Annotated in this window: 24 protein-coding genes and 1 tRNA gene; 15 read left to right on the top strand and 10 right to left on the bottom strand. The window is 66.3% G+C overall.

Features of this window, described 5'->3' with window-relative positions:
• The 5 genes from MGN01_RS17750 to MGN01_RS17730 all read right to left on the bottom strand — a co-directional run.
• The coding region (locus tag MGN01_RS17750) for a hypothetical protein (RefSeq protein WP_147048158.1) at positions 1-196 on the bottom strand (196 nt) is incomplete at its 3' end.
• Positions 193-372 carry a hypothetical protein gene (locus MGN01_RS17745; protein WP_147048157.1) on the bottom strand — a complete coding sequence of 60 codons (180 nt, stop codon included), beginning with the start codon at positions 370-372 and terminating at the stop codon, positions 193-195. The genes MGN01_RS17750 and MGN01_RS17745, both read right to left, overlap by 4 nt.
• A gap of 71 nt (positions 373-443) precedes the next feature.
• Positions 444-566 (bottom strand): hypothetical protein, encoded by a 123-nt coding sequence (locus MGN01_RS24450; protein WP_280178556.1) that lies wholly within the window; start codon positions 564-566, stop codon positions 444-446.
• A gap of 388 nt (positions 567-954) precedes the next feature.
• A complete protein-coding gene (locus tag MGN01_RS23670) occupies positions 955-1,320 on the bottom strand; it encodes a hypothetical protein (RefSeq protein WP_170246048.1) in 366 nt (121 codons plus the stop codon).
• A gap of 310 nt (positions 1,321-1,630) precedes the next feature.
• Positions 1,631-1,705: transfer RNA gene (locus MGN01_RS17730), tRNA-Gln, on the bottom strand.
• A gap of 98 nt (positions 1,706-1,803) precedes the next feature.
• Here MGN01_RS17730 and MGN01_RS17725 point away from each other — a divergent pair.
• Both MGN01_RS17725 and MGN01_RS17720 read left to right on the top strand, forming a co-directional pair.
• Complete coding sequence (locus tag MGN01_RS17725) at positions 1,804-2,553, top strand: SDR family oxidoreductase (RefSeq protein ID WP_147048154.1); 750 nt, start codon at positions 1,804-1,806, stop codon at positions 2,551-2,553.
• 103 nt (positions 2,554-2,656) lie between these two features.
• Positions 2,657-4,279, top strand: a complete 1,623-nt coding sequence (locus MGN01_RS17720; protein ID WP_147048153.1) for a peptide chain release factor 3 — start codon at positions 2,657-2,659, stop codon at positions 4,277-4,279.
• A gap of 8 nt (positions 4,280-4,287) precedes the next feature.
• Here MGN01_RS17720 and MGN01_RS17715 read toward each other — a convergent pair whose 3' ends face one another.
• Positions 4,288-4,722 carry a tellurite resistance TerB family protein gene (locus MGN01_RS17715; protein ID WP_147048152.1) on the bottom strand — a complete coding sequence of 145 codons (435 nt, stop codon included), beginning with the start codon at positions 4,720-4,722 and terminating at the stop codon, positions 4,288-4,290.
• Positions 4,723-4,967: 245 nt separating this feature from the next.
• Between MGN01_RS17715 and MGN01_RS17710 the strand changes: the two genes are divergently transcribed.
• From MGN01_RS17710 to ldtR, 4 genes are all read left to right on the top strand, one after another.
• A complete protein-coding gene (locus tag MGN01_RS17710) occupies positions 4,968-6,275 on the top strand; it encodes an MFS transporter (protein ID WP_147048151.1) in 1,308 nt (435 codons plus the stop codon).
• Positions 6,276-6,360: 85 nt separating this feature from the next.
• Positions 6,361-7,626: an arsenic transporter gene (locus tag MGN01_RS17705; protein WP_147048150.1), complete on the top strand. Its 1,266-nt coding sequence runs from the start codon at positions 6,361-6,363 to the stop codon at positions 7,624-7,626.
• 222 nt (positions 7,627-7,848) lie between these two features.
• A complete protein-coding gene (locus MGN01_RS17700; protein ID WP_147048149.1) occupies positions 7,849-8,085 on the top strand; it encodes a hypothetical protein in 237 nt (78 codons plus the stop codon).
• A gap of 288 nt (positions 8,086-8,373) precedes the next feature.
• Complete coding sequence (gene ldtR, locus MGN01_RS17695) at positions 8,374-8,886, top strand: transcriptional regulator LdtR (protein WP_147048148.1); 513 nt, start codon at positions 8,374-8,376, stop codon at positions 8,884-8,886.
• 139 nt (positions 8,887-9,025) lie between these two features.
• On the opposite strand, the gene pqqA (MGN01_RS17690) is transcribed toward ldtR, so the two are convergent.
• Entirely contained in the window at positions 9,026-9,115 is a 90-nt protein-coding gene (pqqA, locus tag MGN01_RS17690) for a pyrroloquinoline quinone precursor peptide PqqA (RefSeq protein ID WP_147048147.1), read from the bottom strand.
• A 61-nt stretch (positions 9,116-9,176) separates the two neighbouring features.
• Positions 9,177-9,266: a pyrroloquinoline quinone precursor peptide PqqA gene (pqqA, locus tag MGN01_RS17685; RefSeq protein ID WP_147048147.1), complete on the bottom strand. Its 90-nt coding sequence runs from the start codon at positions 9,264-9,266 to the stop codon at positions 9,177-9,179.
• Positions 9,267-9,710: 444 nt separating this feature from the next.
• Between pqqA (MGN01_RS17685) and lanM the strand changes: the two genes are divergently transcribed.
• From lanM to MGN01_RS17675, 3 genes are all read left to right on the top strand, one after another.
• Positions 9,711-10,133, top strand: coding sequence for a lanmodulin LanM (lanM, locus tag MGN01_RS17680; protein WP_147048146.1), 423 nt, complete (start codon positions 9,711-9,713; stop codon positions 10,131-10,133).
• A gap of 62 nt (positions 10,134-10,195) precedes the next feature.
• Entirely contained in the window at positions 10,196-10,333 is a 138-nt protein-coding gene (locus tag MGN01_RS23665) for a hypothetical protein (RefSeq protein WP_170246046.1), read from the top strand.
• Between the two features lie 173 nt (positions 10,334-10,506).
• Positions 10,507-11,145, top strand: coding sequence for a L,D-transpeptidase (locus MGN01_RS17675; protein ID WP_147048145.1), 639 nt, complete (start codon positions 10,507-10,509; stop codon positions 11,143-11,145).
• A gap of 74 nt (positions 11,146-11,219) precedes the next feature.
• Here the strand turns inward: MGN01_RS17675 and MGN01_RS17670 are convergent, their stop codons facing one another.
• Together MGN01_RS17670 and MGN01_RS17665 are read right to left on the bottom strand one after the other, a co-directional pair.
• Positions 11,220-11,714 carry a CinA family protein gene (locus MGN01_RS17670; RefSeq protein WP_147048144.1) on the bottom strand — a complete coding sequence of 165 codons (495 nt, stop codon included), beginning with the start codon at positions 11,712-11,714 and terminating at the stop codon, positions 11,220-11,222.
• Positions 11,711-13,009 (bottom strand): bifunctional 2-C-methyl-D-erythritol 4-phosphate cytidylyltransferase/2-C-methyl-D-erythritol 2,4-cyclodiphosphate synthase, encoded by a 1,299-nt coding sequence (locus MGN01_RS17665; RefSeq protein WP_147048143.1) that lies wholly within the window; start codon positions 13,007-13,009, stop codon positions 11,711-11,713. The genes MGN01_RS17670 and MGN01_RS17665 overlap by 4 nt, the downstream gene beginning before the upstream one ends.
• A gap of 111 nt (positions 13,010-13,120) precedes the next feature.
• Here MGN01_RS17665 and dusB point away from each other — a divergent pair, with 111 nt between their 5' ends.
• The 6 genes from dusB (at position 13,121) to hfq (ending at position 21,054) form a co-directional block, all read left to right on the top strand.
• Positions 13,121-14,149, top strand: coding sequence for a tRNA dihydrouridine synthase DusB (gene dusB / locus MGN01_RS17660; protein ID WP_147048142.1), 1,029 nt, complete (start codon positions 13,121-13,123; stop codon positions 14,147-14,149).
• Positions 14,150-14,153: 4 nt separating this feature from the next.
• Positions 14,154-15,287 carry a two-component system sensor histidine kinase NtrB gene (locus tag MGN01_RS17655; protein WP_147048141.1) on the top strand — a complete coding sequence of 378 codons (1,134 nt, stop codon included), beginning with the start codon at positions 14,154-14,156 and terminating at the stop codon, positions 15,285-15,287.
• Positions 15,288-15,310: 23 nt separating this feature from the next.
• A complete protein-coding gene (ntrC, locus tag MGN01_RS17650; RefSeq protein ID WP_147048140.1) occupies positions 15,311-16,768 on the top strand; it encodes a nitrogen regulation protein NR(I) in 1,458 nt (485 codons plus the stop codon).
• A gap of 112 nt (positions 16,769-16,880) precedes the next feature.
• On the top strand, positions 16,881-19,220 hold the full coding sequence (locus MGN01_RS17645; RefSeq protein WP_174804602.1) for a sensor histidine kinase NtrY-like: 2,340 nt from the start codon (positions 16,881-16,883) through the stop codon (positions 19,218-19,220).
• Positions 19,217-20,587 (top strand): nitrogen assimilation response regulator NtrX, encoded by a 1,371-nt coding sequence (ntrX, locus tag MGN01_RS17640; RefSeq protein WP_147048138.1) that lies wholly within the window; start codon positions 19,217-19,219, stop codon positions 20,585-20,587. The genes MGN01_RS17645 and ntrX overlap by 4 nt, the downstream gene beginning before the upstream one ends.
• A gap of 212 nt (positions 20,588-20,799) precedes the next feature.
• Positions 20,800-21,054: an RNA chaperone Hfq gene (gene hfq / locus MGN01_RS17635; protein ID WP_003600267.1), complete on the top strand. Its 255-nt coding sequence runs from the start codon at positions 20,800-20,802 to the stop codon at positions 21,052-21,054.
• The last annotated feature ends 74 nt before the right edge of the window (positions 21,055-21,128 follow it).

Here is a 21,128-nt window from a genome sequence, read left to right as displayed (position 1 = left end):
AGCCGAACACGCCCGCCGGCCAGTACGCGCCGAGTCCCGCCACCACGATCGCCAATCCCCATGCCGGCCCATCCCGGTACGGATGAAACGGTCGCGTGTGGGTCGGGCGGGTGTAGCGTTCGGCAGGCTCGATCTTGCTCAGGTAGCGTTCGAACTCGGCGGCCGGCGAGTTCTCTGGGTCGAAGGGATCGGTCACCGTTTCGATCGTTCCCCTGCCCGAGCCCAACTCGCGGCCTGGGCCTGCACTTCTGGTTCAGGCATTTGGTGCATCGCGCAGAGCCGCAGCATCTCGGCCAACGTCGGTTCACGGCCGAGCGTCTTGCGCACGTTGGCGACGCGTTGCGTCCAGGGCAGAAGTGCCGTCTCAGCCATGATGCGCTCCTCTGTCGGAGGCATTTAAACACCAAGACGCGCGTTCTTGCCATTGGCTCGCGTGGCGGCGTCTACCACAGCCCGAGTGCCTTCGACGTCGCCCAGACCATCGGCAGCACGCTCGCGCCGACGATCAGGCTGGCGATCGCGACGAAGATTATCGTGCGCAGAGGGGTCGGGCGCTCCGCCATCATCGGTTAGGGTCGGTAAGGGTGCGCCGCAACGGGCGGAAGATATGCCGACGGGTGCGCTTTTGGCATGTGCTTGCGACGGACTGCGACAGCTGCATGCCTCTGTGGCCGGGCAAACCGGCGCGGTCCTTTAGCGCTCTCATTGCCGTAGTAGTCGGAGCCTGAAAACCCAAACGCACCGCTCGTCACGGCACCCTCGGCAAAAGGTCGGCCGAAGATGGCGTCAGAGATCGGGCCTGCTTGCGCTGGCGCAGCAAAAAGCGTGACGGCGAGGGCGAGAGTGAAAAAGCGCATCAGGCACAATAGCACGGCTGACCTGACGGACGCTTAACGGTGGTCCGATCGGCCATGCCGCAGGCTTTATGCGGGATCAGGCAGGGAGGGGAGAGCGTCAGCGCTTCTGCGGAATAAACACATCACCGATCTGCGCGACCGCGTGATAGCCATTCATGTGCTGATGCTCGGCGCCCGGCGGCAAGGGGATCGCCTCCAGCGCGGCCCAGAAGCCGTTACCGGTGATCAGGCCCACCTCCTGACCTTGGCGGCCATATCCCCACCAGTAATCTGACGGCCATGCCGAGCCGGCCTTCACCGGGACGGCTGCGACTTCCTCAAAGCGGATGAGCAGCCTCGCAGTAGCGACATTCCAAAACTCGCCTACTGAGCGAGGCGTAGCGACCAATACGACCTGTCCCACCTTCGGGAGAGCATCGCCTTCCGAGATCCACTTCAGTGTCGTCTCGCTCGTCTCGGCCATGATGCGCTCCTGTGTCGGGGGGAAGCTTACGCAATCCTCTAAACGGCCGCACGACACGTTCACCGCTTTCCCGCTTGATCAGGACGTTCCTCGGACCCTTGCCGGCCCAGCGGATCAGCATGACGACCGGCTTGCCGCGTTCGAGGTAGGTGCGGCCGATCATGCCTTCACCCTCACCGCCGGCACGCCGGCAGCCTCGCAGCGGCGGATCATGTCGGCTGTGCCGGCATTCGTGCGTCAGACATCCACCGTTTGTTCCGGTGTGTCCGATATGTCGCTGAGCCTAAATGCCTGTTTCCCTAGTGGGAAATGGCTGGGGCGCCAGGATTCGAACCTGGGAATGTCGGTACCAAAAACCGATGCCTTACCACTTGGCGACGCCCCATCGCGCTAGGCTGGGCGTGTCTAGACGGCGTCCGTGATGCTTGCAACTGGGTACGCCCGGCGCGAAACCGCACGTCTGTGAGTTTCGAGAGGCAGGGCATGGGTGGCATCGGAATCGTAACGGGAGCGGGCTCCGGTGTCGGGCGTGCTGTGGCGCTGGCCCTAGCGGCCGCCGGCTGGCGGCTGGCACTGACCGGGCGGAGGCTGGAGCCGCTGGAGGCGGTCGCGCGTGCGATCGGGGAAGCCGGTGGCGAGGCCTTCTGCGTTCCGGCCGATGTCGGCGAGGCCGCGGCCGTCGACAAGCTCGTGGCCGAGGTTGTCGAGCGGTACGGCCGGCTTGATCTGTTGTTCAACAATGCCGGCATCTTCACGCCGGCCGTGCCGGTGGACGAGATCACCGACGCGGACTGGCTCAGCTCCGTCAACACCAACCTGACGGGCGCCTTCTACTGCACGCGTGCGGCATTCCGGCAGATGAGGGCGCAATCGCCGAGGGGCGGGCGCATCATCAACAACGGCTCGGTCTCGGCCAGTACCCCACGGCCGAACTCGGCGCCCTACACGGCGACGAAGCATGCCATCACCGGGCTCACCCGCGCCACCTCCCTCGACGGACGCCCCTTCGACATCGCCTGCGGCCAGATCGACATCGGCAACGCCGAGACGGACATGACGCTCACCTTCAAGGACGGCGCCCGGCAGGCAGACGGCTCGATGAAGCCTGAGCCCGTCATGGATGCTCGCCATGCAGCTAATGCGGTCGTTTACATGGCCGGGCTGCCGCTCGAGGCCAACGTGCTGTTCATGACCGTGATGGCGACGACGATGCCGTATGTCGGGCGGGGCTGAGCCCCTCGCGGTCTTTGCGCGCGCGAACCGGAACGCGTAGAGAGCGCACTCTACCCGAAGGACCTCGTACGAGCGGCCGCCCCACAGGCGGCCGGTGCCCGCCATGTTGATGCAGACCGATCCCAAACCCGCAGCCGCGAAAGACGCCGACCCCGTCGCGCGGCGGCGCACCTTCGCGATCATCTCGCACCCGGATGCGGGCAAGACCACGCTCACCGAGAAGCTGCTGCTGTTCGGCGGTGCGATTCAGCTCGCTGGCGAGGTCAAGGCCAAGCGCAACCGCGTCTCCACCCGCTCGGACTGGATGGGCATCGAGAAGGAGCGCGGCATCTCGGTCGTCACCTCGGTGATGACCTTCGAGTACGGCGACTGCGTCTTCAACCTGCTCGACACGCCGGGCCACGAGGACTTCTCGGAGGATACCTATCGGACGCTCACCGCCGTCGACTCGGCTGTGATGGTGATCGACGCGGCCAAGGGAATCGAGGCGCGCACCCGCAAGCTGTTCGAGGTCTGCCGGCTGCGCGATATCCCGATCGTTACCTTCGTGAACAAGCTCGATCGCGAGGCGCGCGACCCGTTCGAGTTGCTCGACGAGATCGAGAAGACCCTGGCGCTCGACGTTGCGCCGGTGACCTGGCCGATTGGGCGCGGGCGCTCCTTCGCCGGCACCTACGATCTCGGCAACAACCGCGTGCGCCGGCTCGATGCTGCAGACGATGCTGGCACCGTGGCGGTTTCCGGCATCGACGATCCGCTGTTCGACGAGCTGCTGAAGGAGGAGGGCGAGGCCGCGACCTGGCGCGAGGAGGCGGAGCTCGCCGAGGGCGGACTCAAGCGGTTCGACCTCACGGCCTTCCGCGAGGGCCATCTCACGCCGGTCTTCTTCGGATCGGCACTCCGCAATTTCGGTGTGCGCGACCTGATCGATGGGCTCGCCCGCGTCGCGCCGCCGCCGCGCGGGCAGGATGCCGACAAGCGCCGCATCGAGCCGACCGAGCCCAAGATGACGGGCTTCGTCTTCAAGATTCAGGCGAATATGGACCCGAACCACCGCGACCGCATCGCCTTCATGCGTGTCTGCTCGGGCCAGCTCCGTCGCGGCATGAAGGCGAAGCTGGTGCGCACCGGCAAGCCGATCCCGCTGACGGCGCCGCAATTCTTCTTCGCCCAGGATCGCGCCATTGCCGACGAGGCTCATGCCGGCGACGTAGTTGGCATCCCCAACCACGGGACGCTGCGCATCGGCGATACGCTTACTGAGGGCGAGGAACTGATCTTTCGCGGGGTGCCGAGCTTTGCGCCCGAGATTATGCGCCGGATCAAGCTCACCGATGCGATGAAGGCCAAGAAGCTTAAGGAGGCCCTCCAGCAGATGGGCGAGGAGGGCGTCGTCCAGGTCTTCATCCCACAGGACGGCTCTCAGGCCATCGTCGGCGTGGTCGGCGCGCTACAGCTCGATGTGCTGAAGGAGCGGCTGCAGGCGGAATACGGGCTGCCGATCGACTACGAGATGAGCCGCTTCTCCGTCTGCCGCTGGATCGAGGCGGATTCGGAGGTCGAGCTCGACAAGTTCATCGATGCCCACGGCTCGTCGATGGCGAGCGACCTCGATGGCGCGCCGGTCTTCATGGCGACTACGGCCTTCTCGCTACGCTACGAGGAAGAGCGCTGGGACAAGGTGCGCTTCACCGACGTGAAGGACTACCAGAAGAAGGCGGCCTGAGCGGCCGCTCAGCCGAGCAGCGCCACTTTGTCGACGTCGAGCGCCTCGGCCAGCGCGTCGAGCACCCTGTGCTCGGTGGCAGTGATGCCGCCCTTATCCGCCACGTCGGCGGCGATGAGGAAGACGTGCTGGCGGTGCTCCAGCGGCCGGTCGGCGACGGCGGCGACGAGCGTCATGTTTTCGAGTCGGCCGGCACGGAGTTCGGCGCGTGCCAGGGCCTCGTAGAGCTCTTTTTCCAGGGCGAGCGTGTCGTAGGATTTGGCAAGGATCGGGTTGGCGCGCATGCTGACGAGCGCGGCCTCGATCTCCTCTTCGTCGGTCTCGCCGTCGGCGACGATGACGTTGGCGGCCGCGGCGACGGCCGCCTGCATGAACACCGCGTCGCCTGCATAGGACATGACGGCGCGGTTGATGCGGACGAGCGCATCTTGAAAGAACCCCATCCCGGTCTCCTCGCCGCGGCCTTCGGCCGGCTAAACCCTTGTGTACAGGCGATGGTTCTCAGCGGTCTGGCTTCGCGTCAAGACACGCTTGCGGGAGTTCTGGGCATGCCTCGAGCAGCGAGTACGGAATAAGCGGTACGCGCCGTCCGTGTTTGGAACCGAGCCCACGCCTGTGCATTGCAGGCTTGGTTCGGTCGCCGTGCCTGCGGAAGCCGAAGCGTTTCCCCTCCCGCCGGAGATCCTCCATGACGCCTGGGAGCGATGCGGCGACGCGTCGGCCGTCGACGCGCTCGCTGCGTGGGCTCGACGCGATGAACTTCTTCCTCGCGGACGTGCGCGACGGGCTCGGGCCGTATCTCGCGATCTACCTGCTTGCAGTGCGTGGGCCGGATCAGGGTTGGAACGAGGCGACGATCGGCTTGGTCATGACCATCGCGGGTATCGCCGGGCTGATCGCGCAGACGCCGGCCGGGGCGCTGATCGACCGGAGCACCGGCAAGCGCGCCGTGGTCATTGCCGCCGCCGTCGCCGTCACTTTGAGCTGTCTGGCGCTGCCCTTCGTCTCGAATTTCTACCTCGTCGCCGCGACGCAATCGCTCGCTGGCATGGCCGGGGCGATCTTCCCGCCGGCCATTGCTGCGATCACACTCGGCGTGGTCGGGCCGAACATGTTCTCGACGCGCGTCGGTCGCAACGAGGGCTTCAACCATGCGGGCAATGCCGCCTCGGCGATGATCGCCGGCGGCAGCGCATACTTTTTCGGTCCGATCGTCGTGTTCTGGCTGATGGCGGTTCTGGCCGCCGCCTCCATCGCCGCGACGCTGATGATTCCGGCCGAGGAGATCGACGACGATGTTGCCCGCGGCATGGACCACGCCAAGGACCAGACCGAGGGTGTGAACCGGCCTTCGGGCCTCGCGGCTCTGCTGCAGAGCCGGCACCTGATGCTGTTTGCCGGACTTTGCGCGACCTTCCATCTGGCCAATGCGGCGATGCTGCCCTCGGTCGGCCAGCTCCTCACCAAGATCTCGGGAAAGGATCACGCCACCTCGCTCATCGCGGTCTGCATCGTGGCCGCTCAGCTCGTGATGGTGCCGGTCGCCGTGTTTGTCGGGGCCAAGGCCGATGCAATCGGCCGCAAGCCGATCTTCCTCGCCGCTTTCGGCTTCCTGGCGATCCGTGGCGTGCTCTACGTCTTCTCCGACAACCCGTTTTGGCTGGTGGCCGTGCAGTGCCTCGATGGGATCGGCGCGGGCATCTACGGCGCACTGTTCCCGCTGGTCGTGGCCGACCTGACCCGTGGCACCGGCCGGTTCAACGTGGCCCAGGGGGCGGTCGCCACCGCGCAGGGCCTGGGCGCCTCCTTCAGCGCAACGCTCGCCGGGGTGATCATCGTCGGTTCGGGCTTCTCGATGGCTTTCCTGGTGCTCGCTGCGATCGCGGTCGCCGGCTTCGTGGCGTATCTTACGCTGATGCCCGAAACCCGCGGATATGCGCCGTCGGGCAGTCAGACGCCGCCCTCGTCCACCGGCACCATTCCGGTTCCCGCCTGACTTCGATAGGGCGGTGAGAAATCGGCGCAGCGGGCCACCCAGCCTCGCCGCGGCCGCCTGCTTCTCGGAAAAAGACGTTCGATCGATGGGCGCGCTCACGCCGACTCTCACTCTCGCCACATGGGCGATCGCCGGGCTCGCGACGCTTGGCGTGATCCTGCGCCCGTTTTCCTGGCCGGAGGCGGTCTGGGCCGTGGCGGGTGCGGTGCTGCTCATCGTGCTGGGGCTGTTGCCCTGGCAGGCAGCGCTCGACGGCGTCCTCAAGGGCACCGACGTCTACCTGTTCCTCATCGGCATGATGCTGCTCTCTGAGATCGCGCGGAAGGAGAGATTGTTCGACTGGCTCGCCGGCATCGCCGTGCGCCAGGCCCGAGGCTCGGCGACGCGGCTGTTTCTCCTCGTCTACGTCGTCGGCACGCTCGTGACGGTGTTCCTGTCGAACGATGCCTGCGCTGTGGTGCTGACGCCGGCCGTCTATGCTGCAGCGAAGGCCGCACGGGCCGAGCCGCTGCCCTACCTGTTCGTCTGCGCCTTCATCGCCAACGCGGCGAGCTTCGTGCTGCCCATCTCGAACCCGGCGAACCTCGTCGTCTACGCCGCACACATGCCGCCGCTGTTGCACTGGCTCGCGCGTTTCGCGCTGCCTTCGGCGCTGGCGATCCTCGCGACCTACGCGATGCTGCGCATCAGCCAGAACGCGGCGCTGAGGCGGGTCGAGGTCGCCACCGATGTCGAGGCGGTCACATTGTCGGCGACGGGCAAAGTCGCCGGCCTCGGCATCGTCGCTACGGCGATCGTGCTGCTTGCCACATCCGCCTACGGGCTCGAACTCGGCCTGCCGACCTTCGTGTCGGGCGTCGCCGCGACGCTCCTCGTCCTCGCGATCCGGCGCGGTGGGCTGCTCGACGTCGTCAAGGACGTGTCGTGGAGCGTCCTGCCGCTCGTGGCCGGGCTGTTCGTGCTGGTGGAGGCGCTTAAGGCCACGGGCATCCTTCGACTGATCGCCGATGGGCTCAAGGCCTCCGCTCACGATGCGCCCGAGGCGACGGCCTGGGCCGGCGGCGCTCTGGTTGCAGTGCTGTGCAACCTCGTCAACAACCTGCCGGCGGGGCTTCTGGCGGGTGCCGCGGTGCAGAGTGCCGACGTGTCTGAAAAGATCGCCGGGGCCATCCTGATCGGCGTCGATCTCGGGCCCAATCTCTCCGTCACCGGCTCGCTGGCGACGATCCTCTGGCTCGTCGCGATTCGTCGCGAGGGCGAAGATGTCGGCGCGCTCCGCTTCCTCAGGCTCGGCCTCTTCGTGATGCCTCCTGCGCTCGCCCTCGCCCTGGCCGGCCTGCTCCTGATCTGAGGCCGCCGACCCTCTCGCCAGGCAGGCTTTTGGTCCGGAGGCCCGCGCCGCACGATTGGCCTTGGCCCGGTGCGATGTGCTACGCCAGCCTGTCTCCGGCATCCACTCGATCGATGGGCGCCACACCTTCCTGACGCGGCCCCATCCCCATCGGAGAGCGGGCTTCGATGCGTCCCGCGCCTTGCCCATGGCCGAGCGCGGACCGAGTACGAAAGTCCACCGATGACCACCGAGGACCCGACCGCGAAGATCCGCACCGAGGATCGTGCCGAACGGGCTGAGCGCCTCGCGCGTGATGGCGCCCAGGCGATGGCGGACCACGTTGCGCAGATCAAGGCGGTCGACGAGCGCACGGTTCGGCTGCGCGCATTGCGCCTCGCGAAGGAGGCCGAGGAGGCTGCCCGTACCCCCGACCCCGTGCCGCCCAAGCCGAAGCGCAAGCGCGCCGTGAAGGCCTGAACCGGCCGCCTGCCACCATCCGAATCGACGACGGACAGATGAGCTGCAGCTCTCGCCTCGACCACGCAAGTCGAGACGAGGCATGCGGCCGATATTGTTAGGGAGAGCTTGGCAGATAGCCCTTCTCATTCGTAAATAGAACGAATTTTACTGCGCATTTACCGCGGCGGGTAAATCGCAAATTCATCTTGTCGCTTAAATCGGCTTTCACTCGTCTCCGCCAGATTGGCTGCATAAGCGGTGCCGACAACGAGCGGCACACGGCAGAACAGAGCAGTGAGGCGTCAGATGAAGTCCCAGGCCGCGAGGATCGTCGAGTCCGATACCGCTCCGGAAGTCGCCGCGACGACTGGCTCCTATCTGGAGGCCCTGCATCTCGTCGAGCGGCTGCACCGTCGCCTGCTCGACGTGATCAAGGACGAGTTCGAGCGCCGGGGTCGCGAGGACGTCAACAGCGTCCAGGCACTGCTGCTCTACAACATCGGCGACAAGGAGCTCACTGCGAGCGAACTGCGCTCGAAGGGCTACTATCTCGGCTCGAACGTCTCCTACAACGTCAAGAAGCTGGTCGAAGCGGGCTTCCTGCATCATGCCCGTTCGAAGCTCGACCGCCGCTCGGTGCGGATCAGCCTGACCAGCAAGGGCCACGAGGTCCACGAGATCATCCGCGGCCTCTATGAGAAGCATGCGCGCACGATCCAGCCGATCGGCGGCATCTCGACCGACGATTTCGGGCGCCTCAATACAGCGCTCGGCCGGCTGGAACGCTTCTGGACGGACCAGATCCGCTACAAGCTCTGAACGTTCGGGACCATCGACACAGCGAAACGGCCGGATGATCGCTCATCCGGCCGTTTCGCTATTGGTTCGTGCTCACATGAGAAAGGCGCCCCCCTTTCGGGGGACGCCCATCAAACTCCAGGAGTCTGGAGAGACAACCTTAGTTGAAGGTGTCGATCTCGGCGGACTCGTAGCTGGTGACTTCCATGCCGACGCAGACTTCCTGGACGACGGGAGCAGACCACTTCATGACAATCTCCTGATGGTTTGGCGAAAGAGTTAGCTACCGGCTCAGGCCGGCGGCATACGGCTTAGTTGAAGGTGTCGATCTCGGCGGACTCATAGCTGGTGACTTCCATGCCGACACAGACTTCCTGAACGACCGGGGCTGACCACTTCATGACCGTCTCCTTCGTGTTTTCGATGGATCTAACGTAATCAATCCATTGGGCGCAATTCAAGCGGGCGCTGCACTTATATTTCTCATATAACTGCGAGGGAGCTCACAGGCGCTGACCGAAACGGCTTTTTCGACAATTCTGTGTGCCAGCAATGACTTGGCCTCGGCACTACCATGCCACCTGGTGCGATCCGCACACTGCGGCAGGCGGGATTGGGAGAGTTTCTCGAGGCGACTTCAACGAAACGTTCCGGCCTCAGACCGATCGCCGGCAGCCAACACGTCCCACGAGCGTACGACCTCGGCCGATAGCGCGTTTGTAGGCTTGACGGGATTGCCGAATGCTCCCGTTATGTCATGCCGCACCGCAACACATCGTGGCGTGGCACGTTGCGTCCACTGTCCAGTCACCGTGTTAAACGATCCACTGCAGGAGACCTCCCTCATGACCATCCCGTTCCGTGCAGCCGCGCTTGTCGCGAGCGCCGTGTTTTTCCTGCCAGTGGCCACGATGAGCCCGGCTCTCGCGAAGAAAAGTGCTGGCGCCAGCGCGGTGCTGAAGGCGGTCGACACCGACAACGACGGGACCATCGATCTCAAGGAAGTCCAGGCTGCAGCCTCGGCCTCCTTCGACGCGCTCGACCCAGACAAGGACGGCACGCTCGACGCGAAAGAGCTCAAGGGGCGCCTCAGCGCCAGCGGCCTCAAGAAGGCCGATCCCGATAACGACGGCACGCTCGACAAGAAGGAATTCCTCGCGCTTGCCGAGTCGCTGTTCAAGGACGCTGATCCGGATAACGATGGCACCGTTGACGCCAAGGAGCTGAAGAGCCCCGCCGGCAAGGCGCTGGCCAAGCTGCTGAAGTAAGGTTCCGGCATGGGCGCCTGTGACTGGGCGCCCATCTTGCCCTCGGCGAGAACCGAGAGAGCTTGAGCGTTATTCGATTGCGCGCAGCCGTGATCGTCGTGCCCGACAGCAAGGCCGCCGCCGTGGTTGCGAAGAGCCGCTACAGCCTTGAAGGCAAGGGTATCGGCGTCGGTAGGGACGACCTGAGCCGGCCGCTGTGACCAGATTCGCCAGGGGGCGAGCGGTGAGATGCGGCGACGGTGCCGTTGAAAGGTCCCATAGGCGCAGTGCGTTGCAGGCGCGGCCATTGTGCGCATTGCGCATCGTCGCGGAACCTCGCGCGTCCGGCCGCGTCATCTGTCCGGCTTGACCGTTCCGGCTGCGAGGCCCTTCCATGCCTGCTCCCCTGATCCCCCTGTTGTCCGGTCTGCTGCTAGCGACCCTTGCGAGTGCGGCCTCGGCCGAGGTCCGCATCGACGTTGACAAGTCGAGCCAGCGCATGCGGGTCACGGTCGACGGTCAACCGCGCTACACCTGGCCGGTCTCCACTGGTGTCTCCGGCTACGACACGCCGAGCGGCAGCTATCGTCCGTTCCGGATGGAGGCGAGCCACTTCTCGCGTGAGTTCGACAATGCGCCGATGCCGCATGCCGTGTTCTTCACGCAGATCGGCCACGCCATCCACGGCACCAACCAAGTCCGCAGCCTCGGCCGCGCCGCCTCGCATGGCTGCGTGCGGCTCTCGCCGGGCAATGCCGCAACGCTCTACAGCCTGATCAAGGCGCACGGCATGGCCAACACGCGGATCACGCTGCAGGGTGAGGTGCCCGAGGCGGTGGCCGGCACCAGACGCAACCCGGGTTACCGCACCGTCCGCCAACGCCGCGACGACGAGGACGGCAATGTAATGACGGCCGGGATGCAAACTGGACGTTCGGCCGGATACCGCTATGCGACGCAGCCACGACGGCGTTCCTACGATCCGTTCGCCGGAGGATATGACGGCCCGGGGGTCGACTACAGCGAGTACTGAGCTGGACCAGCTTGGTCGATCCAGTTCGGTGCTGTCGGACCACGATTGAGGGCGATGCCCCGGAGGGCGACGTGTCAGCCCAGGATGCCTTCGAGGAGCGAGAGGGCATCCTCCACCGCCCGGCGGCGGATCTCGCCGCGGCACAGCGGACCGTAGCGGCGCTCCTGGTGACGCGCCTCGCCGTTCCCTCGGGCCAACCCGAAATGCACGAGCCCGACCGGCTTGTCCGGTGTGCCGCCGCCTGGCCCGGCGATCCCGGTAATCGAGACTGCAACGTCCGCCCGCGAAGCGGCAAGCGCGCCCTTCGCCATGGCACGTGCGGTCGGCTCGCTGACGGCGCCATGAGCGCGCAGCATCTCCTCGGGGACGCCGATGAGGTCCGTTTTGGCCTCGTTCGAGTAGGTGACGAACCCCCGCTCGACCACCGCGGAGGAGCCGGCGATCGCAGTCAGCAGCGCCGCCACGAGACCGCCGGTGCACGATTCGGCCGTCGCGATCCGCAATCCCGCGGTCTCGTAGGCCCGCAGCAGCGTCTCGGCGCGGGCGAGAAGCGCGGCATCCTCGATCAAGACTGGCGGGCGGCCTGCTCCGCCTCGGCGTCGAGCTCGGCGCAGATCTCGGGTAGGCGCACGCTCGCGGCGGCCTGAGCGGCGAGACCTTCGGCCCGCCCGACGAAGCCCAGCGTCTCGGTCGTCGTCGCCTTGATCGAGACGCAGGCGATCGGGACGCCTGCAATGTCGGCAATCCGGGCCCGGATCGCATCGCGGTGTTTGCCGATGCGCGGCGCCTCGGCGAGCACGGTGATGTCGAGATGGTCGATCTTGCCCCCCTTGGCCCGCACGAGCTGGACGGCATGCGCCAGGAACTGGTCTGAGGCGGCGCCGCGCCACTGTTCGTCGGAGGGCGGAAAATGCGTGCCGATGTCGCCGTCGGCGATGGTGCCGAGCAGAGCGTCGGTGAGCGCGTGCAGCACCACGTCTCCGTCCGAATGCGCGATGACGCCGCGATCCGCCGGGATCTTCACGCCGCCGAGCCAGACATGGTCGCCCGGTCCGAACTTGTGGACGTCGAAGCCGGTAGCGAGGCGCGAGACGAGCGTGGTCATGGCTGAGACCGATACATCGCCAGCGCCCTGCGAGAAAGAGCGATCGGCCTCGATCAGGTCGCTCGGCTGTGTGATCTTGCGGTTGGCGGCGTCGCCCTCGAACACCACCACCTGCAGCCCCGCCCATTCGGCGAGCGCGCCGTCATCGGTGAAGCCGTCGCGTCCCTCGTCGGCGGCGCGCCGATGCGCAGCGATCAGCGCCGCATAGCCGAAGGCCTGCGGGGTCTGCACGGCGCGCAGCGCCTCGCGGGCCGGCGTCTCGTGGACGCGGCCGATGCCGGGGGCGATCGGCTCGACGAGCTTGATCGTATCGGAGACGGCCACGCCCGGCACCGCAGCGCCGTGCTCGCGGCCTGCCCGGATGGCGCGGTCGATGAGATCCGTCGCCACATGGGGGCGGGCGGCGTCGTGAACGAGGACGAGGTCCGGCACTCCACCCGTAACGGCGAGCGCCTCGAGACCGGCACGCACGGATTGCTGGCGGGTCGCACCGCCTTCGACCGGCTCGGAAAGCTTCTTGCCAAGATCGATATCGAGATCGGCGAGGCATTCACGGTAGAAATCGGCCGCGTCCGGCGCGATGACCGGCTGGATGCGGTCAATGTCCGGGTGTTGGGCGAGGGCCGCCAGGGTGCGGGTCAGAACGGCCCGACCGCCCACCCGGCGATACTGCTTCGGCAGGTCGCCGCCGATGCGCAGTCCCTTGCCAGCTGCGACGACCACCGCGGCGGTCCTAGGCCTAGCGGCGGGGTCTGACATGGAGGCCTCTGAACGGGTGTCGATGCCGGCTGGCTCTTAAGCGGTGCCTAACGCGAAGGCAAACCGAAGAACCGCTTGCGCCCGGCCGGATTTGTCTATTTATTGTGCAGAATGTCGGATGATCATTATTTGAGCGTTCTGAGGGGCGGTGGCGCCGAGGCCGGGGTGCCGGCGCTGCTCGCACCCCTCTCGGGCGTCACAGACCTATACATGCGCCGGATCGCACGCCGCTACGGCGCGAGCGCCGTCATTTCCGAGATGGTGGCGGCGGCCGAACTCGCTCTCGGCGATGCCGAGTCTCAGCTTCGCTCGGAAGGGGCAGGCGTCTCCCCGCACGTTGTTCAGCTTGCCGGCTGCGCGCCCGAGCCGATGGCGCGGGCCGCCCGCATCGCGGTTGAGACCGGGGCCGATGTGATCGACGTGAACATGGGCTGCCCGGCCAAGACGGTGACCGGCGGCGCGGCGGGCTCCGCCCTGATGCGCGACCTCGACAATGCGGAGCGGCTGCTCGCTGCCGTGCGGGACGCTGTCAGCGTGCCGGTCACGGTGAAGATGCGGCTCGGCTGGGACGAGGCTAGCCTCAACGCCGCCGATCTCGCGCAACGCGCCGAAAGGCTCGGCCTCAACGCCGTGACGGTTCATGGCCGCACCCGGCAGCAATTCTACAAGGGCAGCGCCGACTGGACCGCAATCCGCGCCGTCGTGCAGGCGGTGCGCATCCCGGTCTTCGCCAACGGTGACATCACGAGCCTCAGCGAGGCTCGCGCCTGCCTCGCGGCCTCTGGCGCGGCCGGTGTGATGATCGGCCGGGCCGCCCAGGGCCGGCCCTGGCTCGTCGGTGCCATCGCGTCCGCGCTCGCCGGACAGCCGCGTCCCGAGCCGTCGCGCGAGGAGCGCGCCGCGATCGCCTGCGAGCACTACGAGGGCCTGATTGCCCTCTACGGTCCCGCGATGGGTGTCCGGCACGCGCGCAAGCACCTCGCTTCCTACGTCGAGCACGCCGGTCCGGGAGCGCTTCCCGCCTCTGAGCGCACCCGGCTGCTTACCACGAGTGATCCTGCTTTGGCGCTCGAACTCCTGCGCCGCGCCTTCCTCGATCCGGATGACGCGCCCCTCGAATCACTCGGCGAGGCGGCGTAGGGCGATGGCAGGCGAGAACGGTGTCTTCCCCATCGGCAGCCTCACCTCGGAGGCGATCATCAACGCCCTGCCGCTACCGGTCCTCACGATCGGGACGGACGAGCGTATCCTGCACGCCAACCACGCGGCGGAGACGTTCTTCGACGCCTCGCTGCGCCTGATGAAGCGTGGCCGGCTCGGTGACATCTTTCCCTTCGCCTCGCCGATCATCGCCCTCGTCGCCGAGGTCCGGAATCGCCGTTCCAGCGTCAGCGAGTACCGGGTCGAGCTGATCCAGCCCCGCACCGGCCACGAGCGCAGCGTCGATGTTTTCGCCACGCATCTCGGTGACGACGGAGACAACGTCGTGCTGATGCTGCAGGAGCGCACCATCGCCGACAAGATGAACCGGCAGCTGACGCATCGCGGCGCGGCCCGTTCCATGGTGGCCTTGGGCGCGATGCTCGCGCACGAGATCAAGAACCCGCTCGCCGGCATCCGCGGCGCCGCACAACTCCTCGAGCAGTCGGGCGTCGAGGAGGATCGCGTCCTTACCCAACTGATTTGCGACGAATCCGACCGGATCGTGCGCATCGTCGAGCGCATGGAGCTGTTCGGCGACGAACGTCCCGTCGAGCGCGGACCGGTCAACGTCCACGGCGTGCTCGATCAGGTGAAGCGCTCGGCCCAGTCAGGCTTCGCGCGGCACATTCGTTTCGTGGAGAATTATGATCCGTCGCTGCCGCCGGTGCTCGCGAACCGAGATCAACTCGTCCAGGTGATCCTCAACCTAGTGAAGAACGCTGCCGAAGCGATCGGCGCCGATACCGTCGAGGGCGAGATCACCCTGTCCACGGCCTACCGCACCGGCCTGCGCCTGCAGGTGCCGGGATCGCGCGAGCGGGTCAGCCTGCCGATCGAGGTTGCCGTGCGCGACAACGGCCCGGGCATCTCGGCCGAATTGCTTCCGGACCTTTTCGACCCCTTCGTGACGACGAAGGCGCAGGGTTCAGGCCTGGGTCTTGCATTGGTCGCCAAGATCGTCGGCGACCATGGGGGCATCGTCGAATGCGATCCCATTCCCCGTCGCACTGCCTTCCGCATCCTGCTGCCGATGTCCAGCGCCCGAGACGGGCGGGCCTCGGCCGCGGAGCCGTGAGTTCGGAGCCCGAGTAAACAGAAATGCCGAACGGCAACATCATCGTCGCGGACGACGACGCAGCGATCCGCACCGTGCTCAACCAGGCGCTGTCCCGGGCGGGCTACGAGGTCCGCTCCACGGGCAATTGTGCCACGCTCTGGCGCTGGGTGGCGCAAGGTGAGGGTGACCTCGTCATCACCGACGTGATGATGCCGGACGAGAACGTGTTCGACCTGCTGCCGCGCATCAAACGCGTGCGGCCCGAGCTGCCGATCATCGTGATGAGCGCGCAGAACACGTTCATGACGGCCATCCGCGCCTCGGAGCGCGGCGCCTACGAGTACCTGCCTAAGCCCTTCGACCTGAAGGAGTTAACGGCGATTGTCGGTCGGGCGCTGTCACGCCCACGCGGCGCGCCGGCTGCCGGAGTCGCACCCGAGAACGACGACATTCCGCTCGTTGGGCGCTCGCCCGCGATGCAGGAGATCTACCGCGCGCTCGCCCGGCTGATGCCGACCGACCTCACTGTGATGATCACCGGCGAATCCGGCACCGGCAAGGAGCTGGTGGCGCGTGCGCTGCACGATTACGGCCGCCGTCGGGCTGGGCCGTTCGTTCCAGTCAACATGGCAGCGATCCCGCGCGACCTGATCGAGTCAGAGTTGTTCGGCCATGAGAAGGGTGCTTTCACCGGCGCCCTGACCCGCTCGGCCGGTCGGTTCGAGCAGGCCGAGGGCGGCACGCTCTTCCTCGACGAGATCGGCGACATGCCAATGGAGGCGCAGACCCGTCTCCTGCGGGTGCTGCAACAGGGAGAGTACACCACCGTCGGCGGCCGCGTGCCGATCAAGACCAACGTCCGCATCATCGCCGCCACAAACAAGGACCTACGCGTCTCAATCCAGCAGGGAATCTTTCGCGAAGACCTGTTCTTCCGCCTCAACGTCGTCCCATTGCGGCTACCGGCCCTGCGCGAGCGGGCCGAGGACGTGCCGGACCTCATCCGCCACTTCTTCGTGCTGGTTGAGCGCGAGGGCCTCACTCGCAAGACGCTGGACGGCGACGCGATGGAGCGGCTCAAGCGCTACCGCTGGCCCGGCAACGTGCGCGAACTGGAAAACCTCGTCCGCCGGCTCGCCGCGCTCTACCCTCAGGAGACCATCACCGGCCCGGTCATCGAGGCAGAGCTCGATACCCTGCCGCTGATGCAGCCGCAGGCGGCTGGCACCAACGGCCGTAAGGCGGCCGAGAACGAGACGCTGTCCGGTGCCGTCGAGCGGCACCTCTCCGATTACTTCTCGGGCTACAAGGACACCTTGCCTCCCCCGGGCCTGTATCACCGCATCCTTCGCGAGATCGAAGGGCCGCTGATCGGTGCAGCGCTCGCGGCCACCCGTGGCAATCAGATCCGTGCCGCGGAACTCTTGGGCGTGAACCGCAACACCTTGCGTAAGAAGGTGCGCGACCTCGACCTGCAAGTGTTCCGCACATCGCGGTAATCTTGGCGGCGCGATCCAGTTTGCGGCGGCCGCATCATCATTGGGGCGGCCGTTTGCCCGATTCGTATTAATTTCGCCACACTGTGATGGTCCTGCATCAGCCATGCCGCTGATGCGTTGGTTCAGGAGAGGGGCTGCCCCCGAGGGGGAGACCGGACGGCCCGGACGGACCCCTCGGGGCCCCGGTTGGATCGGTGCGGCTGTCGTCGCCACGGCTCTCATCTCGGCGAGCGTGACCTTCCTTTTGCTGGCTGGCCTGATCAAGGTCACGCCGACGCCGACCACCGGCGTGACGCTGCTTGCCGTCAACGTCGCGCTCGTCCTCGGCCTCGTCGTGGTGATCGTCTGGGAGGCGCGGGTCTTCCTGCATGCCCGCAAGGCTCATGCGGCGGTGGCGCGGCTGCACTCGCGGATCGTCGGCCTGTTCAGCCTGATCGCGATCCTTCCCACCATTCTGCTCGCCATCGTTGCCTCGGTGACGATCGATCGTGGCCTGTCCCTCGGCTTCACCGACCGTGTGCGCGACGTGGTGCTGAAGTCCGTGGAGGTGGCCGATGCCTACCAAGAGAATCAGTGCCAGTCGCTGGCCCGCGAGATTCGCATTCTCAGCGACGACCTGACTCGGGCGCGTCCACAATTCGACGTGAACCGCGACTGGTTTGAAGGCTTCATGACGACGCGCGCCCAGGCGCTTGGTCTACCGATCGCGAAGATCATGCGCGGTCCGAACGAGGTTGTCGCGCGCGCGCAGATCGACATCCTCAAGCAGACGCGCCTGCCATCGGCGGCAGCCTTCGAGGACGCCACGAAATCGGGCGAGCCGATCTGCCTTTTGCCGAATGAAGGTCGCGTCTTCGCAGCTCTGCAGCGCATGCCGGCCTACGACAATGCGGTGCTGCTGATCCAGCGGGAGGTCAGCCAGCTCGCCATCGACTTCCCCGGCGTCTCGCGGGCGGCGGCGGCGGAGTACCTGACCTACGATTCCCTGAAGCGTTCGATCCAGATCGCCTTCGCCTCGGTCTTCCTACTGATTGCCCTGATCACGCTGCTCTCGGCGGTGTGGTTCGGCCTGAACTTCGCCAATCGCTTCGTCGAGCCGATCCGCCGGCTGATCAACGCGGCCGATCAGGTTGCCTCTGGCAACTACTACGCGCAGGTGCCAGCGCGGCGGGACGATGGGGATCTCGGCCATCTCGGCGAGAGCTTCAACAAGATGACGCAGGAGCTGCGCCGTCAGCATGACGGGCTGACGGCTGCGAGCGAGCTGATCGACCGCCGCCGCCGTTTCACCGAGGCCGTGTTGTCGGGCGTCTCGCCGGGCGTGATCGGCGTCGATGCGGCCGGGGTCATCACCATCGCTAACCCGTCCGTGGAACGCACCCTCGGCCTGTCCTCCGGTGAGCTCGTCGGTGTTCCGCTCGCACAGGCCGTGCCCGAACTCGCCTCGCTCCTGCCGGAAGAGGGCGGCCGCGAAGGGCGCCAGCGCGCGCTGCAGCAGCAGATCCAGCTCCAGCGGAATGGGCGTGAGCGCACGATCGCCGTTCGGGTGACGAGCGAGCAGGCCCAGGGCGGCTCGCGCGGCTATGTCGTGACGCTCGACGACATCACCGATCTCGTCACGGCCCAGCGCACCTCGGCCTGGGCGGACGTGGCGCGGCGCATCGCGCACGAGATCAAGAACCCGCTCACGCCGATCCAGCTCTCGGCCGAGCGCATCCGGCGCAAGTACGGAAAGGTGATCGTCGAGGACAAGGAAATCTTCGACCAGTGCACGGCGACGATCGTGCGCCAGGTCGACGAGATCAAGCGCATGGTCGACGAGTTCTCGTCCTTCGCGCGCATGCCGAAGCCGACCATCGCACGCCAGGATCTCACCGAGATCGCGAAGCAAAACCTGTTCATGATGCGCGTCGCGCATCCCGATTTCGACTTCCCCTTCGAGGTGGCCGGCGCTGGGGAGGACGAGCGGATCGAAGCGGCCTTCGACATCCGTCTCCTGAGTCAGGCCCTCACCAACATCCTCAAGAATGCTGTCGAGGCAGTCCAGGCGGTGCCGGAGGAGGTGCTGCTCGCGGATGGCGGCCGGGGCCGTGTCTCCCTGCGGCTCCTGGTGGAACAGGACTTCGCGGTGATGGAAGTCACCGACAACGGAAAAGGCTTTCCCGCAGAGGGACGCCAGCGCCTGCTCGAGCCCTATATGACGACCCGCGAGGGGGGAACGGGTCTCGGCCTGGCCATCGTCAGCAAGGTGCTCGAAGAGCATGGCGGCGGTATCGAGCTGAACGACAATCCCAACGGACGAGGGGGGCAGGTTCGCATGAAGGTGCCGCGCGATGTCTCGCGTGAAGCGGCGGCCGATGCGGCAACCCCAGCCGAGCGGGCACCCCACAAGAACACTGGCAGGGAGGGCGCCGATATGAGCGCGCCCCGCGTCGCGGAGATGCAGTCATGAGCGCCGATATCCTGATCGTCGACGATGAGGCCGACATTCGCGACCTCGTCTCGGGCATCCTTGACGACGAGGGCCACCGCACCCGCACGGCGAGCGGCTCCGACGAGGCGCTGGCTTCGATCGAGAGCCGGCGGCCACACCTCGTCTTTCTCGACATCTGGCTACAGGGCTCGCGCCTCGACGGCCTGCAGGTGCTCGACCTGATCAAGGCCGGGCATCCCGACCTGCCGGTGGTGATGATCTCAGGCCACGGCAATATCGAGACCGCCGTCGCTGCTATCAAATCCGGCGCCTACGACTTCATCGAGAAGCCGTTTAAGGCCGACCGCCTGATCCTCGTGGCCGAGCGCGCGCTCGAAACCTCGCGGCTGCGCCGCGAAGTGCGAGACCTCAAGACCCGCGGCGGACAGACCAGCCGCATCGTCGGCGGTTCGGTTGCAGTGAATCAGCTTCGCCAGACGGTGGAACGGGTCGCACCGACAAATGCCCGCGTGATGATCTCGGGCGCGCCCGGTTCCGGCAAGGAACTCGCCGCGCGCACCCTGCACGCCTCCTCGGCGCGGGCCAGCGGCCCCTTCGTGGTCATCAACGCTGCGACCATCACGCCCGAGACGATGGAGGCCGAACTGTTCGGCGTCGAGGCCGGCGAAGGCCGTACCCGCCGCGTCGGTGCGCTGGAGGAGGCCCATGGTGGCTCCCTCTACATCGACGAAGTTGCCGACATGCCGAAGGAGACGCAGAGCCGGATCCTGCGCGTCCTCGTCGATCAGAACTTCCAGCGCGTCGGCGGGACGACGCGCGTTCATGTCGACGTGCGCATCATCTCGTCCTCCTCACGCGATCTAGCCGAGGAGATCGCCGGCGGCCGATTCCGGGAGGATCTGTTTCACCGCCTCTCAGTCGTGCCGATCCGGGTGCCGTCTCTCGCAGAACGTCGCGAGGACGTCCCCGAGCTGATCAGCTTCTTCATGGATCAGATCTCGGCTGCCACCGGCCTGCCGCGCCGACGCATCGCCGAGGACGCGATGGCGGTGCTGCAGTCGCATGATTGGCCGGGCAACGTTCGTCAGTTGCGCAACAACGTCGAACGCCTGATGATCCTGACCCAGACCGACCCGGAGCAGGAGGTCACCTCGGAGATGCTGCCGACTGAAGTCGGGGCGCTCGTTCCGACCACGCCGACCGGAGCCGGCGGCGAGAAGCTGATGAGCCTCGCCCTGCGCGAGGCGCGCGAGATCTTCGAGCGCGAGTATCTCATCGCCCAGATCGCGCGGTTCTCCGGAAACATCTCCCGCACGGCCGAATTCATCGGGATGGAGCGATCCGCGCTTCACCGGAAGCTGAAGTCCCTCGGAATCGGCCCGTAGCGAGCTACTGCTGATGAACCCACGACCCTGTGGACCGGTCTGGGAAACGGGCTCGAACGACGCAAACCCCTTGCGTCGGAAAAGGCTTCGCCGTGTAATGGGCAGATCCGGGATGTGAGGCTCGGATCTCGGGCTCGAGCGCCTCGACTCGCGTTGCCAATCAAAAAAACCCGCGCTGCGTCGCGGGCATAAGCTCAACAAGGACAAGAAAAATGGCGGGCGAACGCGCACAAAATCTTCAGGACACGTTTCTCAATCACGTCCGCAAGAACAAGATTCCGCTGACGATCTTTCTGGTCAATGGCGTCAAGCTTCAGGGCGTCGTGACCTGGTTCGACAACTTCTGTGTGCTTCTGCGCCGGGATGGGCATTCGCAGCTCGTCTACAAGCATGCGATCTCGACTATCATGCCCGGGCATCCGGTCCAGTTGTTCGAGCCGGACGAGACGGCTCCTGAGAAAGCTTGAAGCGCCGTTGTCGCACTCGGCGAGGTTGCGAAGCCGCACCCCTTCGAAATGGCCGCGGCATCACGATATGTCAT

It is taken from the genome of Methylobacterium gnaphalii (genome assembly GCF_007992215.1).
In the GTDB taxonomy this organism is placed as follows: Bacteria; Pseudomonadota; Alphaproteobacteria; order Rhizobiales; family Beijerinckiaceae; genus Methylobacterium; species Methylobacterium gnaphalii.
This window is presented reverse-complemented; position numbering and strand designations above follow the sequence as displayed.

Coding starts and splice junctions, on each gene's coding strand:
- MGN01_RS17745 (WP_147048157.1), bottom strand. CDS start 372: ATGGCTGAGACGGCACTTCTGCCCTGGACGCAACGCGTCGCCAACGTG.
- MGN01_RS24450 (WP_280178556.1), bottom strand. CDS start 566: ATGATGGCGGAGCGCCCGACCCCTCTGCGCACGATAATCTTCGTCGCG.
- MGN01_RS23670 (WP_170246048.1), bottom strand. CDS start 1,320: ATGGCCGAGACGAGCGAGACGACACTGAAGTGGATCTCGGAAGGCGAT.
- MGN01_RS17725 (WP_147048154.1), top strand. CDS start 1,804: ATGGGTGGCATCGGAATCGTAACGGGAGCGGGCTCCGGTGTCGGGCGT.
- MGN01_RS17720 (WP_147048153.1), top strand. CDS start 2,657: ATGTTGATGCAGACCGATCCCAAACCCGCAGCCGCGAAAGACGCCGAC.
- MGN01_RS17715 (WP_147048152.1), bottom strand. CDS start 4,722: ATGGGGTTCTTTCAAGATGCGCTCGTCCGCATCAACCGCGCCGTCATG.
- MGN01_RS17710 (WP_147048151.1), top strand. CDS start 4,968: ATGACGCCTGGGAGCGATGCGGCGACGCGTCGGCCGTCGACGCGCTCG.
- MGN01_RS17705 (WP_147048150.1), top strand. CDS start 6,361: ATGGGCGCGCTCACGCCGACTCTCACTCTCGCCACATGGGCGATCGCC.
- MGN01_RS17700 (WP_147048149.1), top strand. CDS start 7,849: ATGACCACCGAGGACCCGACCGCGAAGATCCGCACCGAGGATCGTGCC.
- ldtR (WP_147048148.1), top strand. CDS start 8,374: ATGAAGTCCCAGGCCGCGAGGATCGTCGAGTCCGATACCGCTCCGGAA.
- pqqA (WP_147048147.1), bottom strand. CDS start 9,115: ATGAAGTGGTCTGCTCCCGTCGTCCAGGAAGTCTGCGTCGGCATGGAA.
- pqqA (WP_147048147.1), bottom strand. CDS start 9,266: ATGAAGTGGTCAGCCCCGGTCGTTCAGGAAGTCTGTGTCGGCATGGAA.
- lanM (WP_147048146.1), top strand. CDS start 9,711: ATGACCATCCCGTTCCGTGCAGCCGCGCTTGTCGCGAGCGCCGTGTTT.
- MGN01_RS17675 (WP_147048145.1), top strand. CDS start 10,507: ATGCCTGCTCCCCTGATCCCCCTGTTGTCCGGTCTGCTGCTAGCGACC.
- MGN01_RS17665 (WP_147048143.1), bottom strand. CDS start 13,009: ATGTCAGACCCCGCCGCTAGGCCTAGGACCGCCGCGGTGGTCGTCGCA.
- dusB (WP_147048142.1), top strand. CDS start 13,121: ATGTCGGATGATCATTATTTGAGCGTTCTGAGGGGCGGTGGCGCCGAG.
- MGN01_RS17655 (WP_147048141.1), top strand. CDS start 14,154: ATGGCAGGCGAGAACGGTGTCTTCCCCATCGGCAGCCTCACCTCGGAG.
- ntrC (WP_147048140.1), top strand. CDS start 15,311: ATGCCGAACGGCAACATCATCGTCGCGGACGACGACGCAGCGATCCGC.
- MGN01_RS17645 (WP_174804602.1), top strand. CDS start 16,881: ATGCGTTGGTTCAGGAGAGGGGCTGCCCCCGAGGGGGAGACCGGACGG.
- ntrX (WP_147048138.1), top strand. CDS start 19,217: ATGAGCGCCGATATCCTGATCGTCGACGATGAGGCCGACATTCGCGAC.
- hfq (WP_003600267.1), top strand. CDS start 20,800: ATGGCGGGCGAACGCGCACAAAATCTTCAGGACACGTTTCTCAATCAC.